Below are 15,861 nucleotides of genomic sequence, written 5' to 3'. Positions count from 1 at the left end.
GTGCTCAAAAACCTTAATCTTATGCGTTTTGTTATGCAAAAATCGCTGGAGTTTCTATACACATTAAGTGGAAATCTTTGAAATCAGTTCTTTTAATAACCATTGAATACCATATATTACATTTACCCCAAATATGATATAGGCCATATAAATCAAGTATTTCGATTTCTCCCGCCTCAAAGAATAGATCTTGTACAAAATAGATAAATTTAAAATAATAAATAACAGAGACAAAATCTTCCCTCCAAAATTAATCCTAAAGGTACACAGCTAAGCATAGCCCTAAACTTTATTTTCGATTCGAAATAATAAATTTATCAATAAATAGCAATTGATATAAGGCGAGTACAGATCCCCAGAAACTACCTCGAAGAGAGATTTCTTGATGATTGAGAGGAAACAAATCATGGTTACCAATATAGAGGCAGGTCAAAATGATAAATAAAATCCAAAATAAATCAGTCCATCTATATTTTGAAAAATATTTTTTCCACATAAAAACACCTTCTTTCCTATAATTATATTATAACACTTTATGTAAGCGAATACAAAAAATATGAGGTAAGCAACTACGAAGAAACATAAGGCTGAAATAAAGTGTTATGCGTTCACTGTATCTATGATTTCTATCTTTTTAAAACAAGATTGACCCAAACCCACAGCATTCAAAAAAGCGAATTTCAATCGAAATTCGCTTCATAGGAAAGTGTATTAGTATAAATCTTGTATCTTATACTCAATGAAAATCAAAGAGCAAACTAGGAAGCTAGCCGCAGGCTGTACTTGAGTACGGCAAGGCAACGCTGACGTGGTTTGAATTTGATTTTCGAAGAGTATTAGTTCAAGTGCCAGATATCTTCGTTGTACTGAGCGATTGTACGGTCAGATGAGAAGAATCCTGCTTTAGAAATGTTAACGATAACTTTATCCAACCATACGTCACGATCTTCGTAGTCAGCCAACATTTGCTCTTTGACTTTGATGTAGTCTTCCAAGTCAAGAAGAGTCATGAACCAGTCTTTGTTGATTAATTCATTGTAAAGACGTTCCAAGCGCTCTTTGTTTCCAGCTGCAAGAACTGCATCGCTAACGATGAAGTCAACCAATGGTTTGATAGCTTCACGAGCGTAGAATTCGCTTGATTTGTAAGCTGCTTTTGCGTAAAGATCGATAACAGTTTCTGAATCTTCACCAAAGATGTAGATGTTTTCGTCTCCAACCAACTCAGCGATTTCCACGTTAGCACCGTCCATAGTACCAAGAGTCAAAGCTCCGTTCAACATGAATTTCATGTTACCAGTACCTGAAGCTTCTTTAGAAGCAAGTGAGATTTGTTCTGAGATATCACATGCTGGGATAAGGAAGCTTGCTGCAGTAACGTTGTAGTTTTCAACCATAACTACTTGCAAGTGTGGAGCTACTGCTGGATCGTTAGCAATCACTTCTGACATGCAAAGGATCAAGTGGATGATGTCTTGAGCGATTGTGTAGGCTGGAGCTGCTTTACCACCAAAGAAGATTGTGATTGGACGAGCAGGGATGTTACCAGCTTTGATGTCAAGGTATTTGTGGATTACGTACAAGGCGTTCATTTGTTGGCGTTTGTACTCGTGAAGACGTTTGATTTGGATGTCAAAGATAGAGTTTGGATTGATTTCCACACCTTGGTGTTCTTTCAAGTGACGAGCCAATTTACGTTTGTTATGAGCCTTGATGCTTTCCAATTTTTCTTTGACAGCTGCTTTGTCTTCATAAGACAAAAGTTTTTCAAGCTCATCAGCTTCATGGTGCCAACCTTCTCCAAGAATCTCATCCAAGTAGTGAGACAAGCTTGGGTTAGCATGCATGAGCCAACGACGGAAAGTGATACCGTTTGTTTTGTTGTTGAATTTTTCTGGGTAAAGGTCGTAGAAGGCTTTCAACTCAGAATTTTTCAAGATTTCAGTGTGGAGTGCTGCTACCCCGTTAACACTGTATCCGTAGTGGATATCCATGTGAGCCATGTGAACACGTCCGCTCTCGTCAATAATTTGAACAGCTGGATCTTTCACTTCTGCTTTCACACGACGGTCCAATTCTTCGATGATTGGTACCAAGTGAGGAACCACTTCTTGCAAAAATTCAAGAGGCCATTTTTCAAGAGCTTCAGCAAGGATTGTGTGGTTAGTGTAGGCAGTCATGCTACGAACGATTGAGATTGCTTCATCAAGCTCGATACCACGAGCAGTCAAAAGACGGATCAATTCAGGGATAACCATTGATGGGTGAGTATCATTGATTTGTACAACTGCGTAGTCAGCAAGGTCATGCAAGTTGCTTCCTTTTTCGATTGCTTCGTCGATAATCAATTGCGCACCGTTTGAAACCATGAAATATTGTTGGAAGATACGTAGCAATTCACCTTGACGGTCACTATCATCTGGGTAAAGGAAGAGAGTCAAGTTGCGAGCGATATCTGTCTTGTCAAAGTTGATACCATCTTTAATAATAGAAGAATCAACTGAATCCAAGTCAAACAAACGCAAGCGGTTCTTAGTTTCTGTCTTGTAACCAGGTACATCGATATCGTAAAGAGTTGATGTCAATGTGAAGTGAGCGAATGGCACTTGGTAGCTACGGCTTGAGCGAACCAACCAGTTTTGCTCTGTCAACCATGCATTTGGAATTGTTTCTTGTTGGTTGTTTTTAAGAACTTGTTGGAAAAGACCGTAGTGGTAGTTAAGACCAACACCGTCACCGTTCAAACCAAGAGTAGCAATTGAGTCGATAAAGCAGGCAGCCAAACGTCCCAAACCACCATTACCAAGAGATGGTTCCAATTCAACTTCTTCAACTTCGATCAAGTCTTTACCTGCAGCTGCAAGTTCTTTTTTAACATCGTCGTAAAGACCAAGGTTAATCAAGTTGTTTGACAAAAGTTTACCAATCAAGAACTCAGCTGAGATGTAGTAAACTTTTTTCTTACCAGTGTTAACTGGTTTTTTGCTACTTGCAAGCTTGCTGTAGTTAAGAAGAGCAAGGTAAAGCTCTTCATTGCTACATTCTGCAATGGTTTTATTGTAACGATTTTGTACAAATTCTTGTAGTGATAACATGTTTAAGGTGTCTCCTGATATTGTATTATTTCTTTAACTCTACCAAATTTTCATTGATTCGGCGATAGATTGTTGTCAAGTCAAGCAAGCCTTCCTCGACAGCTGGTGTCAATTGATCTTCAGTCATACGCCAAGACCAGTTTCCACCAAGGGTAGATGGGAAGTTCATACGAGCTGTCTCATCCAATTCTAACAAATCTTGCATAGTTGCAATTGCCATGAAGCTAACTGATGAAAAGACTGTACGAAGCATAGCGTGTGGCACTGTTTCGTATTCTTTACGGTTAGTATAGCGAGCCATGTACTCACGAGTCGCATCATCGATCTCGTTACGGTACCAACCAAGGACCGTATTGTTATCGTGTGTTCCTGTGTACATAACTGAGTTAGCAGGTGCCAAGTGTGGGCTATCGATGCTTTCGTCTTCTGGGTTGAAGGCAAATTGAAGAATCTTCATTCCTGGGAAGCCAGTACGTTCACGCAACTCGATAACTTCATCAGTCATGAATCCAAGATCTTCAGCGATGATATTTAACTCACCAAGTTCTTCCTTAACGGCTGCAAAGAGCTTGTAGCCAGGACCTTTGACCCACTCACCAGGTGCTGCTGTATCGGAACCAGCAGGGATTTCCCAGTAAGATTCGAAACCACGGAAGTGGTCGATACGAACGATATCGTAGATTTTGAAGCTTTCACGCAAGCGTTCAATCCACCATTTGTAGCCATCTTTGTCCATTGCTTCCCAGTCATAGATTGGGTTACCCCAAAGCTGACCAGTTGCAGAAAACTCATCTGGTGGGCATCCTGCGATGCAAGTTGCCTTACCGTTGACATCTGTCTTGAAGAGATGTGGATTTGCCCACATATCGCTTGAATCTTCCGCTACGTAGATTGGCATGTCCCCAACGATTTCGATGTGGTTGTCGTTAGCGTAGGCTTTCAATTTCAACCATTGTTGGAAGAAGAAGTATTGAGTCACACGGTGGTAAACCAACTTGTCTGCCAATTGCTCACGGTAGCTTTCAAGTGCTGAAGCTTTACGAGCACGAACATCTGCATCTGGCCATTCAGTCCAAGCAAGATTGTCAAAATTCTCTTTAATAGCCATATACTCTGCAAAGAGTTCAAGCCATGATTGGTTGTCTTGAGCAAATTTCTCAAAATCTTTAACATCTCCTACTTCCAAGAAACGTTTTACCGCTTTTTCTAAAAGAGGACGACGTGCATAGTAGATTTTCGCATAATCAACTTCAGACGCATCGCTACCAAAGTCAACCTCTTCAAGGTCACTTGCTTGCAACAAGCCTTGTTCTATCAAGATATCTAAATCGATAAAATGAGTGTTCCCCGCGAAGGCTGAGAAAGATTGGTAAGGAGAGTCTCCGTAACTAGTTGTTCCTAATGGAAGGATTTGCCAGTAACGTTGTTTTGTGCGAACCAAAAAATCAACGAAGTCGTAAGCACTTTTACCAAATGATCCGATTCCGTATGCCCCTGGAAGAGAAGAAATGTGCATCAACACACCACTTTGACGTTTTTTCATAATAAGCACCTCATGTGTTTATAGTTAGATATTACATTTTTACGAACGCAAACGTTTGCGTTACTATCAGTATATCGCATTTTTTTGATAAATGCAAGCGGTTTTAAAAAACTTTTTTGATTATTTTTTAAAAAGTTTTTCTTCTTACCCGTATATATATACTTTCAGAAAGCAAACAAAATAGGAATAAGGGTTTCACTTATCTCATTAAGAAAAAATAAAGCGAGAATCCTCCCTGCTTTCCATTTGTAAATTAGGCAATCGTTTTCTCAACTTTTTTTAAATTTAAAACAAAACGGATTTTTGGGATTTTCTACTATTATATGACGATGAAGCGTTTACTTTTTTTCACAATTTTTTAAAAAATTTTTACAAAAAACACTTGCAACCGCTTTCCGATTGTGCTATACTAGTCCCATAAAGGAAAACGTTTGCGTTTCCTCATTATAAAATTTGTTATTCTTTAGGAGGAATACATTATGTCATCTAAATTCATGAAGAGCGCTGCTGTGCTTGGAACTGTTACACTTGCTAGCTTGCTTTTGGTAGCTTGCGGAAGCAAAACTGCTGATAAGCCTGCTGATTCTGGTTCATCTGAAGCGAAAGAACTCACTGTATATGTAGACGAGGGATATAAGAGCTATATTGAAGAGGTTGCTAAAGCTTATGAAAAAGAAACTGGAGTAAAAGTCACTCTTAAAACTGGTGATGCTCTAGGAGGTCTTGATAAACTTTCTCTTGACAACCAATCTGGTAATGTCCCTGATGTTATGATGGCTCCATACGACCGTGTAGGTAGCCTTGGTTCTGACGGACAACTTTCAGAAGTGAAATTGAGCGATGGTGCTAAAACAGACGACACAACTAAATCTCTTGTAACAGCTGCTAATGGTAAAGTTTACGGTGCTCCTGCCGTTATCGAGTCACTTGTTATGTACTACAATAAAGACTTGATAAAAGAAGCTCCAAAAACTTTTGCTGACTTAGAAAACCTTGCTAAAGATAGCAAATATGCCTTCGCTGGTGAAGATGGAAAAACTTCTGCTTTCCTAGCTGACTGGACAAACTTCTACTATGCATACGGACTTCTTGCTGGTAACGGCGCTTACGTATTCGGTCAAAACGGTAAGGACGCTAAAGATATCGGTCTTGCCAACGACGGCGCTATCAAAGGTATAGAATACGCTAAATCTTGGTATGAAAAATGGCCTAAAGGTATGCAAGATACGGAAGGTGCTGGCAACTTAATCCAAACTCATTTCCAAGAAGGTAAAACAGCTGCTATCATCGACGGACCTTGGAAAGCCCAAGCCTTCAAAGATGCTAAAGTAAACTACGGTGTTGCGACTATCCCAACTCTTCCAAACGGAAAAGAATATGCTGCATTTGGTGGTGGTAAAGCTTGGGTCATCCCTCAAGCCACTAAGAACCTTGAAGCTTCTCAAAAATTTGTAGACTTCCTTGTTTCAACTGAACAACAAAAAGTATTATACGATAAGACTAACGAAATCCCAGCTAACACTGAGGCTCGTTCATACGCTGAAGGTAAAAACGATGAGTTGACAACAGCTGTTATCAAACAGTTCAAGAACGCTCAACCAATGCCAAACATCTCTCAAATGTCTGCAGTTTGGGATCCAGCGAAAAATATGCTCTTTGATGCTGTAAGTGGTAAGAAAGATGCGAAAACAGCTGCTAACGACGCTGTAACATTGATCAAAGAAACAATCAAACAAAAATTTGGTGAATAAAAAATTTGTTCAAGGGGGGTGGAATTCAAATCCCCCTTTGAATTTATCAATCAAAAACATATATAGTTTAGGTTTTAACTAGAAACTAGTATCCTATGAAAGGAGTTATTATGGAAAAGCAACAACCTAGTAAAGCAGCCCTGCTGTCTATCATTCCTGGGTTAGGACAGATTTACAATAAACAAAAAGCAAAAGGTTTTATCTTCCTTGGTGTAACCCTTGTATTTCTCCTCTACTTCCTAGCACTTGCAGCCCCTGAATTGAGTAATCTCATCACTCTTGGTGACAAACCAGGTCGTGACAATTCCCTCTTTATGCTGATTCGTGGTGCCTTCCATTTAATCTTTGTAGTTGTTTATGTACTCTTTTATTTCGCAAATATCAAAGATGCACATACAACTGCCAAACACATTAACAATGGCATACCAGTAGCACTTACCTTTAAAGAAATGGTCAAAGGAATCTATGAAAATGGCTTCCCTTACCTCTTGATCATTCCATCTTATGTTGCCATGACTTTTGCGATCATCTTCCCAGTTATCGTAACCTTGATGATCGCCTTTACCAACTACGACTTCCAACACTTGCCACCAAACAAATTGTTGGACTGGGTTGGTTTGACCAACTTTACGAACATCTGGAGTTTGAGTACCTTCCGTTCTGCCTTTGGTGCCGTTCTTTCTTGGACTATCATCTGGGCTTTGGCTGCCTCAACTTTACAGATCGTCATCGGTATCTTCACAGCTATCATTGCTAACCAACCATTTATCAAAGGAAAACGTATCTTTGGTGTTATTTTCCTTCTTCCTTGGGCTGTTCCAGCCTTCATCACTATCTTGACATTCTCAAATATGTTTAACGATAGTGTCGGAGCCATCAACACTCAAGTATTGCCAATCTTAGCTAAATTCCTTCCTTTCCTTGATGGTGCTCTTATTCCTTGGAAAACAGACCCAACTTGGACTAAGATTGCCTTGATTATGATGCAGGGTTGGCTTGGATTCCCATACATCTACGTTTTGACCTTGGGTATCTTACAATCTATTCCTAACGACCTTTACGAAGCAGCTTATATTGACGGTGCCAATGCTTGGCAAAAATTCCGCAACATCACTTTCCCAATGATCTTGGCTGTTGCGGCACCTACTTTGATTAGTCAATACACCTTCAACTTTAACAACTTCTCTATCATGTACCTCTTCAATGGTGGAGGACCTGGTAGTGTCGGAGGTGGAGCTGGTTCAACCGATATCTTGATCTCATGGATCTACCGTTTGACAACAGGTACATCTCCTCAATACTCAATGGCGGCAGCTGTTACCTTGATTATCTCTATCATTGTCATCTCAATCTCTATGATCGCATTCAAGAAACTACACGCATTTGATATGGAGGACGTCTAAGATGAATAACTCAATTAAACTCAAACGTAGACTGACTCAAACCCTTACTTACCTCTACTTAATTGGCCTATCGATCGTGATTATCTATCCACTGTTGATTACTATCATGTCAGCCTTTAAAGCAGGTAACGTCGCAGCCTTTAAACTAGATACTAACATCGACTTCAATTTTGATAACTTTAAAGGACTCTTTACTGAAACTCTATATGGTACTTGGTATCTCAATACCTTGATCATCGCCTTGATTACCATGGCGGTTCAAACAAGCATCATCGTACTTGCTGGTTATGCCTACAGCCGTTACAACTTCTTGGCTCGTAAACAAAGTTTGGTCTTCTTCTTGATTATCCAAATGGTGCCAACCATGGCCGCTTTGACAGCCTTCTTCGTTATGGCACTTATGTTGAACGCCCTTAACCACAGCTGGTTCCTCATCTTCCTCTACGTTGGTGGTGGTATCCCGATGAATGCTTGGCTCATGAAAGGCTACTTCGATACAGTGCCAATGTCTCTAGACGAATCTGCAAAACTAGACGGTGCAGGACACTTCCGCCGCTTCTGGCAAATTGTTCTTCCACTTGTTCGCCCAATGGTTGCCGTACAAGCTCTCTGGGCCTTCATGGGACCTTTTGGAGACTATATCCTTTCTAGTTTCTTGCTTCGTGAGAAAGAATACTTTACTGTTGCCGTAGGTCTCCAAACCTTCGTTAGCAATGTGAAAAACTTGAAGATTGCCTACTTCTCAGCAGGTGCTATCCTCATTGCCCTTCCAATCTGTATTCTCTTCTTCTTCCTACAAAAGAACTTTGTTTCAGGACTTACAAGTGGTGGCGACAAGGGATAATATATCCCCGCCACCCTTTTTCATTTTGGAGCTTGTGACTATAAAGCTATCCTTGTAGCAAGCAATTTATCTCCTAGACTTGAAATAAAGCACATTTCTCTATATAATAATACTCATATAGAAAACACCTTTTAGAAAGATACAAATGACTCCATATCCATTTTCCTATTTTTCAAGTATTTGGGGATTTCGTAAGCCCCTGTCCAAACGTTTCGGACTCAACTGGTTTCAGCTTCTCTTTACCAGTATCTTCCTTATCAGCTTATCTATGGTACCCATTGCCATCCAAAACAGCTCGCAGGAGACTTATCCGCTAGAAACCTTTATCGATAATGTCTATGAACCATTGACAGATAAGGTTGTACAGGATCTCTCTGAACACGCTACAATTGTTGATGGCAAATTAACTTATACTGGAACAGCTAGTCAAGCGCCTTCTATTGTGATCGGTCCAAGTCAAAGCAAGGAATTACCTAAAGACTTGCAACTGCATTTCGATACGAATGAGCTCGTCATCAGCAAGGAAAGTAAAGAGCTGACCCGTATCTCTTACCGAGCGATTGAGACTGAGAGTTTCAAAAGTAAAGACAGCTTGACCCAAGCCATTTCTAAAGACTGGTATCAGCAAAATCGTGTCTATATCAGTCTCTTCCTAGTTCTCGGTGCGAGCTTCCTCTTTGGTTTGAATTTCTTTATTGTCTCTCTAGGAGCGAGTCTTCTCCTTTATATCACTAAGAAATCACGCCTCTTTTCATTTAGGACCTTTAAAGAGTGCTACCATTTTATCTTGAACTGTTTAGGATTACCTACTCTGATTACGCTTATTTTGGGCTTATTTGGCCAAAATATGACAACTCTCATTACTGTACAAAATATTCTTTTTGTTCTGTATCTGGTCACTATCTTTTATAAAACGCATTTCCGTGATCTAGATTACCATAAATAGGAGATTTTTATGCCCGTTACGATTAAAGACGTGGCCAAGGCTGCTGGTGTTTCGCCTTCAACCGTAACCCGTGTTATTCAAAACAAATCAACCATTAGCGACGAAACAAAAAAACGTGTTCGTAAGGCTATGAAGGAGCTCAATTACCACCCCAACCTCAACGCTCGTAGCTTGGTAAGCAGTTATACCCAAGTGATCGGCTTGGTCCTTCCTGACGACTCAGACGCCTTCTATCAAAATCCTTTCTTCCCATCTGTCCTCCGTGGTATCGCCCAAGTCGCATCTGAAAACCACTATGCCATTCAGATTGCAACAGGTAAAGATGAAAAAGAGCGCCTTAAAGCGATCTCACAGATGGTTTACGGCAAACGTGTAGATGGTTTGATCTTCCTTTATGCCGAAGAGGAGGATCCCTTGGTCAAGCTGGTCGCTGATGAGCAGTTCCCCTTCCTCATCCTAGGCAAATCCATTTCACCCTTTATCCCTCTTGTAGATAATGACAATGTCCAAGCTGGTTTTGATGCAACCGAATATTTTATCAAAAAAGGCTGCAAACGAATTGCCTTTATCGGAGGTTCTAAGAAACTCTTCGTTACACAAGACCGTCTAACTGGTTACGAATCCGCGCTCAAGCAATACAAACTGCCTCTTGATGACAATCTGACCTACTTTGCAAATGAATTTCTAGAAGAAAAAGGATATCAATTTAGTCAACTTCTCTTTCAGCATGACCCACAAATCGATGCTATCATCACAATCGATAGCCTCCTAGCTGAAGGGGTCTGTGATTATATCGCTAAGCACCAACTGGATGTCCCTGTTCTCAGCTTTGACTCGGTCAATCCCAAGCTCAACTTGGCAGCCTATGTTGATATCAATAGCCTAGAACTTGGTCGTGTTTCCCTTGAAACCATCCTCCAGATTATCAACGATGCTAAAAGCAATAAACAAATTTGTTACCGTCAGTTGATTGCCCACAAAATTATCGAAAAATAAAAACCAGCTCGCGCTGGTTTTTTAGTTACTAATTTTCTGTTTCAACGAATCGTCCCAAAATATGAACATTCTCAGATACAGAGACAAAGGCACCTGGGTCCACCTGTTTCATAATCTGTTTAAATTCATTAAACTCTGCACGTGTAATGACAGTGATTAAAACTGCCTTTCTTTCGTGATTATAGGTTCCTTCTGCATCGTGGATCATGGTTGCTCCGCGGTGCAATTTTTTATGGATTTTTTCAATAACCTTCACTGGATGATTGGTCACAATCATAGCCTGCATGCGTTTTTGCTTGGTAAAGACCGCGTCTGTCACCCGGCTAGAGACAAAGATGGTAATCATAGAGTAAAGAGCGTATTTCCAACCAAAGGTCAAACCCGCTATCAGCATGATAGTCCCATTTACCAAGAAAGAAATACTACCGACATTCCTCCCCGTTTTCTTGCGAATGGTCAGACTGACAATATCCGTCCCACCACTGGAGATATTATTGCGAAGAGCAAAACCAATCCCCAAGCCCATGACAACACCCCCAAAAAGGGCATTGATAATGGGATCCTCCGTCAAGGTCGCCACAGGCACAAACTGGATAAAGAAGGAACTCATGGATACCGTGATGAAGGTAAAGACGGTGAACTTATGCCCAATCTGATACCAAGCCAAGACCATCAAAGGAAAATTAATGGCGTAAAAGGTTAGCGAAATCGGGATATGAAAACCAAACCAGTGATTACTCAAGGCAGAGATAATCTGTGCCAGACCTGTCGCACCACTCGAATACACATGACCTGGTTGGAAAAAGAAATTGACCGCTACTGCTGATAAAAATCCATAGACCAGAGAGGCCGAAATCTTCTCATCATATTTTTCGCGAGAGATGCTTTGTAAGACACGTAAAATTTTTATCTGATGAGCAAAGCGGCGCAGATAATAGCGCCACCGCTTAATTCGTTTTGCTTGTTTCATCTTCTTCTACTTGTAAGCTGAGTTCCTCTAGTTGTTTGAGAGCTACTGTTGAAGGAGCTTGTGTCATTGGGTCACTTGCCTTATTGTTCTTAGGGAAGGCAATAACTTCACGAATATTTTCTTCTCCTGCTAAGAGCATGACAAATCGGTCAAGCCCGATAGCCAAGCCACCGTGTGGTGGGAAACCATAGTCCATGGCTTCAAGAAGGAAACCAAACTGGTCATTTGCTTCTTCGGCTGAGAAACCAAGAGCCTTGAACATACGTTCTTGAAGGTCTTTTTGGTTGATACGAAGACTACCACCACCAAGTTCATAACCGTTCAAGACAATATCGTAAGCAATGGCACGAACCTTCGCCAAATCACCTTCTAATTCGTGAGCAGTCTCTTCCTGTGGTAGAGTAAATGGATGGTGGGCGCTCATGTAACGACCTTCTTCTTCAGACCATTCAAACATTGGCCAGTCAACAACCCAAAGGAAGTTGAATTTATCATTATCAATCAAACCAAGCTCTTTGGCAATACGTCCACGAAGGGCACCAAGCGTTGCATTAGCCACTTCAAGCGTATCCGCCACAAAGAGAACCAAGTCCTTATCTTCAAGAGCAAGCGCTGTTGTCAATTCTGCTTGGATGCTAGTCAAGAACTTGGCAACTGGTCCGTTTAATTCTCCATCAACCACCTTGACCCAAGCAAGACCTTTGGCACCATACTGTTTGGCTACTTCGGTCATCTTGTCGATGTCTTTACGTGAATAGTTGTCCGCAGCTCCTTTGACCACAATTGCTTTTACAGCAGGTGCTTCTGAAAAGACTTTAAAGTCTACACCTTTGACTACTGCTGTCAGGTCCTGAAGCAACATGTCAAAACGGGTATCTGGCTTGTCAGAACCGTAAAGAGCCATAGCATCATCATATTTCATACGAGGAAATGGAAGCGTCACTTCGATGCCTTTAGTTTCTTTCATCACGCGCGCAATCAAACCTTCTGTGATATCTTGGATTTCTTGTTCAGTAAGGAAAGACGTTTCCAAGTCAACCTGGGTAAACTCAGGCTGGCGGTCACCACGCAAGTCCTCGTCACGGAAACATTTAACGATTTGATAGTAACGGTCAAAACCAGCATTCATCAAGAGCTGTTTCGTGATTTGTGGACTTTGAGGAAGCGCGTAAAAATGCCCTTTATTAACACGAGACGGCACCAAGTAGTCACGCGCCCCTTCAGGAGTTGACTTAGAAAGGAATGGTGTCTCCACGTCAATAAACTCCAACTCATCCAAGTAGTTGCGGATAGAGTGGGTCACCTTGGCACGAAGTTTAAGATTTTCCAACATTTCTGGACGACGAAGGTCAAGGTAACGGTAACGCAAACGTGTATCGTCATTGGCCTCAATGCCATCCTTAATCTCAAATGGGGTTGTTTTAGCTGTATTCAGTACTGTCAGAGCTGTCACGTTTAGCTCGACTGCACCAGTTGGCAACTTATCATTGGCTTGCTCACGCGCAGCGACCTGTCCAGTCACCTCGATAACAAATTCGCTACGAAGGCTTTCAGCTGTTGCCATGACCTCTGCAGATACTTTTTCAGGGTTGATAACCAACTGCATAATTCCTTCACGGTCACGAAGATCGATAAAGATCAAACCACCAAGGTCACGACGACGGCCAACCCATCCTTTCAAGGTTATTTCTTGTCCGATGTGTTCCTCACGAACACGACCAGCATACATACTACGTTTCATTGTTTCTCTCCTCTTTTATTCTGTTACTATTTTACCATAAAAGCGCAGGCTCTTCATGAAAATCATCAGAAAAGTTTGCCTGACTTTAAAAATCAAGTGAAGACTCTAAAAATTAACGCCAATACAAAAATCCGATGAAGTTCACCGGACTCTTTTATTTTGAATTTTTGCCTGCTTTACGCTTTTCAGCAATTTCGGCTGCCTTTCGAGGCAAGACAATTTCTGTTGTGTAAGCTGTCCCAAAGCGCAAAACACCTGCAATAGGGGCAAAGACTACTGCTAGATAGTTGTAGAAGAAATCGCCCTTAAAGGCATAAGCTAGCGCTCCAATGATGAAAAATAGAACGACTGCCTGAATCACTGCTAATAAAATTACTCGTTTCATGTGACCTCCTGACTCTATTATAGCATGAGAATCATCAAAAAGCCGACTAAATTATTCAAAGCGTGGAGAGAAATACTGTAGACCAGACCTTTTCTGCTAATATAGGCCAATCCCAAACTAAAACCAAGACTAGTATAGACTAAAAATTGTTGCACATCACCTGGGAAATGAATCAAGGCAAACAGAACACTAGATACCAAAAGAAACAGAACCTGTTTGCTCTTGTCCTGCTTAGGAAAGAGGTAGCGTGCTAACATCCCTCTAAAGATAAGCTCTTCCGTCAAAGGAGCAAAAATAACGACCGCAAAGAATGAGAAAAGGGGTTGAGACAAGGTCAAGTCTATCGCTGTTTGTTGATTTACTGAAGGATCATTTGGCAGGAAGAATTGAACGACAAGAGATAAGAACCAAACCAAGGCAGGGAGCCAAATAAATCGATTAAAGCCACTCTTCTCAATATGGACAGGGCCTTTCTGGTACCATTTATAAATGCCGTACACATAAACTCCAGCCAAGGCCACATAAAGTAAGGTAACAGCATAAGGTGACGCGCCTAAGGCAAGCGACGTAGTCGCGAGCCCCTGAATAAAGCCATAACCAAAGAAAAAGGATAGAAGGGCTAGAAGAAACCAGCCAAGATTTTTAAGTAATTTCATTGATAACTCCTATCTTGCTTTATAGCTGTTTTTCAATACAAAGAGGTTTGCTATTCCTAACACAAGTACCCAGGCAAGTAACATACCGATATTAGAAAAAGATATTTCCCCACCTTTTTTATTTAAAAGATTTACAATTGGACCAATAAAAGAGTAATCCAACACTTTCTGAAGCGTATCATTTTGAAGAGCAATTATAGGTAAAAAAGAGACGATTAACATAGGAAAGATACTATAGACTTGCGCTTTAGATTGAGTATCTGACACTGCACCGATTAAAAGGTTGAGAAAAATAATACTAATAGTTGCTAGGATTAAATAGATAACATAGGCCAATAAGTAACTTGATAGATCTACTTTAAGATAGATGGGCAGTACAATCATAGCAAATAACATTATCAAAATAGGGAGAACAAGCATACTGAAAGTATATTCTGTTGCTGTCACACCACTTAGGATGAGTGATTTAAGATTGCGCTTTTCCTTATCTTCTGCCATCATAATCGATACCATATAACCACTTCCCATACTCAAGACCATCGTCAAACTCGAAGAGAGGAGAAACATACTCAATTCTCCATTCTTATTGAAGAATTCATTATATAGAACAGCTATTCCAAAAGGCATCAATAGAGTCGCCAACAAAGTTGAATTGCTGATAAGAACTTGCACTCTTAACCATAGTAGGGCATTTAATTTTCTAAACATCTAACTTTTCTCCTGTCAATCTGATAAAGATTTCTTCTAAAGTTGGCTCACAAGAGTGAACCACCATCAAATCTGTCGTGTCTAAATGTGGTAATTCATCAAATGGAACTATCTGTTCTCGTCCGTCGTTATAAACCACACGTACTTTCTTATCCACATGGTACTTCTGGATAATATCTTGCGGACTTCCATACTCTATTAAGTTCCCCTTATTCAAAAGAGATAAGCGATCACAAAGCAGAGTTGCTTCATTCATATCATGCGTGGTCAGAAAGATAGTTGTCCCCGCCTGCTTTAATTCTTGAAGTAGGGTATGAACCATCTTAGATGTTGTAGGGTCTAAACCACTGGTTGGCTCATCTAGAAAGAGAATCTTAGGAGCATTCAGAAGGGCACGAGCCAAGAACATTCGTTGTTTCATTCCAGTAGATAACTTTTCTGCAATAATATCTTTAGCATCTGCCAATCCAACCTGTTGAAGCACCTGAACTACTCTATCTGCCTTGAGGCCATATAACTTAGCATAGATGAGAAGATTTTTATAAAGACTCATCTTTTCATAAAAACCACTGCCATCACTAACAATACCAATTTGTTCCAAATCATTTGAGGTTAAATCTTGAGAATTCTTACCTAACAAAATTGTTTTACCTTGATCTGCAGTCAACTGACCTGTCAAGACATTGATCATGGTTGTTTTACCTGAGCCAGAAGGACCAAGAAAACCAAAGATTTCGCCCTCCTTAATCTCAAAAGAAATCTGGTGAAGAGCTTTTTTGCTCCCAAAACTTTTGCTTACATTTTCAACACGAATCATAGAAAC

14 protein-coding genes are annotated in these 15,861 nt (G+C 40.5%); 5 read left to right on the top strand and 9 right to left on the bottom strand.

Translation table 11 applies throughout. The features are described from left to right. Positions 1-289 precede the first annotated feature (289 nt). From B7703_RS10190 to malQ, 3 genes are all read right to left on the bottom strand, one after another. On the bottom strand, positions 290-496 hold the full coding sequence (locus tag B7703_RS10190; protein WP_000265681.1) for a hypothetical protein: 207 nt from the start codon (positions 494-496) through the stop codon (positions 290-292). 340 nt (positions 497-836) lie between these two features. Then, positions 837-3,095, bottom strand: a complete 2,259-nt coding sequence (gene glgP / locus B7703_RS03285; RefSeq protein ID WP_084923610.1) for a glycogen/starch/alpha-glucan family phosphorylase — start codon at positions 3,093-3,095, stop codon at positions 837-839. 25 nt (positions 3,096-3,120) lie between these two features. Further along, positions 3,121-4,638: a 4-alpha-glucanotransferase gene (gene malQ, locus B7703_RS03280; protein ID WP_084923609.1), complete on the bottom strand. Its 1,518-nt coding sequence runs from the start codon at positions 4,636-4,638 to the stop codon at positions 3,121-3,123. Positions 4,639-5,117: 479 nt separating this feature from the next. Here malQ and B7703_RS03275 point away from each other — a divergent pair, with 479 nt between their 5' ends. The 5 genes from B7703_RS03275 (at position 5,118) to B7703_RS03255 (ending at position 10,578) form a co-directional block, all read left to right on the top strand. After that, positions 5,118-6,389, top strand: a complete 1,272-nt coding sequence (locus tag B7703_RS03275; RefSeq protein WP_000095474.1) for a maltodextrin ABC transporter substrate-binding protein — start codon at positions 5,118-5,120, stop codon at positions 6,387-6,389. A gap of 110 nt (positions 6,390-6,499) precedes the next feature. Next, positions 6,500-7,792, top strand: coding sequence for a carbohydrate ABC transporter permease (locus B7703_RS03270; protein ID WP_049500516.1), 1,293 nt, complete (start codon positions 6,500-6,502; stop codon positions 7,790-7,792). Position 7,793: 1 nt separating this feature from the next. Continuing rightward, complete coding sequence (locus B7703_RS03265; protein WP_033675775.1) at positions 7,794-8,636, top strand: sugar ABC transporter permease; 843 nt, start codon at positions 7,794-7,796, stop codon at positions 8,634-8,636. Positions 8,637-8,781: 145 nt separating this feature from the next. After that, a complete protein-coding gene (locus B7703_RS03260) occupies positions 8,782-9,582 on the top strand; it encodes a DUF1189 domain-containing protein (protein ID WP_084923607.1) in 801 nt (266 codons plus the stop codon). A 9-nt stretch (positions 9,583-9,591) separates the two neighbouring features. Continuing rightward, positions 9,592-10,578, top strand: coding sequence for a LacI family DNA-binding transcriptional regulator (locus B7703_RS03255; RefSeq protein ID WP_084923606.1), 987 nt, complete (start codon positions 9,592-9,594; stop codon positions 10,576-10,578). 28 nt (positions 10,579-10,606) lie between these two features. Here B7703_RS03255 and B7703_RS03250 read toward each other — a convergent pair whose 3' ends face one another. The 6 genes from B7703_RS03250 to B7703_RS03225 form a co-directional block, all read right to left on the bottom strand. After that, positions 10,607-11,548: a YitT family protein gene (locus tag B7703_RS03250; RefSeq protein WP_000806281.1), complete on the bottom strand. Its 942-nt coding sequence runs from the start codon at positions 11,546-11,548 to the stop codon at positions 10,607-10,609. Further along, the gene (gene aspS, locus B7703_RS03245; RefSeq protein WP_020903390.1) at positions 11,526-13,289 is read right to left on the bottom strand and encodes an aspartate--tRNA ligase; all 1,764 of its coding nucleotides are present in this window, start codon (positions 13,287-13,289) and stop codon (positions 11,526-11,528) included. Before aspS ends, B7703_RS03250 begins: the two co-directional genes overlap by 23 nt. 154 nt (positions 13,290-13,443) lie before the next feature. Then, positions 13,444-13,674, bottom strand: coding sequence for a hypothetical protein (locus B7703_RS03240; protein WP_000832184.1), 231 nt, complete (start codon positions 13,672-13,674; stop codon positions 13,444-13,446). 17 nt (positions 13,675-13,691) lie between these two features. Beyond that, complete coding sequence (locus B7703_RS03235; RefSeq protein ID WP_084923604.1) at positions 13,692-14,330, bottom strand: CPBP family intramembrane glutamic endopeptidase; 639 nt, start codon at positions 14,328-14,330, stop codon at positions 13,692-13,694. Between the two features lie 9 nt (positions 14,331-14,339). Beyond that, the gene (locus tag B7703_RS03230; RefSeq protein WP_045610929.1) at positions 14,340-15,038 is read right to left on the bottom strand and encodes an ABC transporter permease; all 699 of its coding nucleotides are present in this window, start codon (positions 15,036-15,038) and stop codon (positions 14,340-14,342) included. After that, a complete protein-coding gene (locus tag B7703_RS03225; protein WP_084923603.1) occupies positions 15,031-15,855 on the bottom strand; it encodes an ABC transporter ATP-binding protein in 825 nt (274 codons plus the stop codon). Before B7703_RS03225 ends, B7703_RS03230 begins: the two co-directional genes overlap by 8 nt. Between the last annotated feature and the right edge of the window lie 6 nt (positions 15,856-15,861).

The sequence above is a fragment of the Streptococcus mitis genome (genome assembly GCF_002096735.1).
Lineage (GTDB): Bacteria > Bacillota > Bacilli > Lactobacillales > Streptococcaceae > Streptococcus > Streptococcus mitis_CZ.
The sequence above is the reverse complement of the archived record's forward strand: the minus strand, read 5'-3'. Positions and strand labels throughout refer to the sequence as shown.

What these genes read in the sequence shown, in the direction of transcription:
- glgP (WP_084923610.1), bottom strand. Translation starts at nt 3,095, where the DNA reads ATGTTATCACTACAAGAATTTGTACAAAATCGTTACAATAAAACCATT.
- B7703_RS03275 (WP_000095474.1), top strand. Translation starts at nt 5,118, where the DNA reads ATGTCATCTAAATTCATGAAGAGCGCTGCTGTGCTTGGAACTGTTACA.
- B7703_RS03255 (WP_084923606.1), top strand. Translation starts at nt 9,592, where the DNA reads ATGCCCGTTACGATTAAAGACGTGGCCAAGGCTGCTGGTGTTTCGCCT.
- B7703_RS03240 (WP_000832184.1), bottom strand. Translation starts at nt 13,674, where the DNA reads ATGAAACGAGTAATTTTATTAGCAGTGATTCAGGCAGTCGTTCTATTT.
- B7703_RS03260 (WP_084923607.1), top strand. Translation starts at nt 8,782, where the DNA reads ATGACTCCATATCCATTTTCCTATTTTTCAAGTATTTGGGGATTTCGT.
- B7703_RS03250 (WP_000806281.1), bottom strand. Translation starts at nt 11,548, where the DNA reads ATGAAACAAGCAAAACGAATTAAGCGGTGGCGCTATTATCTGCGCCGC.
- aspS (WP_020903390.1), bottom strand. Translation starts at nt 13,289, where the DNA reads ATGAAACGTAGTATGTATGCTGGTCGTGTTCGTGAGGAACACATCGGA.
- B7703_RS03230 (WP_045610929.1), bottom strand. Translation starts at nt 15,038, where the DNA reads ATGTTTAGAAAATTAAATGCCCTACTATGGTTAAGAGTGCAAGTTCTT.
- B7703_RS03225 (WP_084923603.1), bottom strand. Translation starts at nt 15,855, where the DNA reads ATGATTCGTGTTGAAAATGTAAGCAAAAGTTTTGGGAGCAAAAAAGCT.
- B7703_RS03235 (WP_084923604.1), bottom strand. Translation starts at nt 14,330, where the DNA reads ATGAAATTACTTAAAAATCTTGGCTGGTTTCTTCTAGCCCTTCTATCC.
- B7703_RS10190 (WP_000265681.1), bottom strand. Translation starts at nt 496, where the DNA reads ATGTGGAAAAAATATTTTTCAAAATATAGATGGACTGATTTATTTTGG.
- B7703_RS03265 (WP_033675775.1), top strand. Translation starts at nt 7,794, where the DNA reads ATGAATAACTCAATTAAACTCAAACGTAGACTGACTCAAACCCTTACT.
- malQ (WP_084923609.1), bottom strand. Translation starts at nt 4,638, where the DNA reads ATGAAAAAACGTCAAAGTGGTGTGTTGATGCACATTTCTTCTCTTCCA.
- B7703_RS03270 (WP_049500516.1), top strand. Translation starts at nt 6,500, where the DNA reads ATGGAAAAGCAACAACCTAGTAAAGCAGCCCTGCTGTCTATCATTCCT.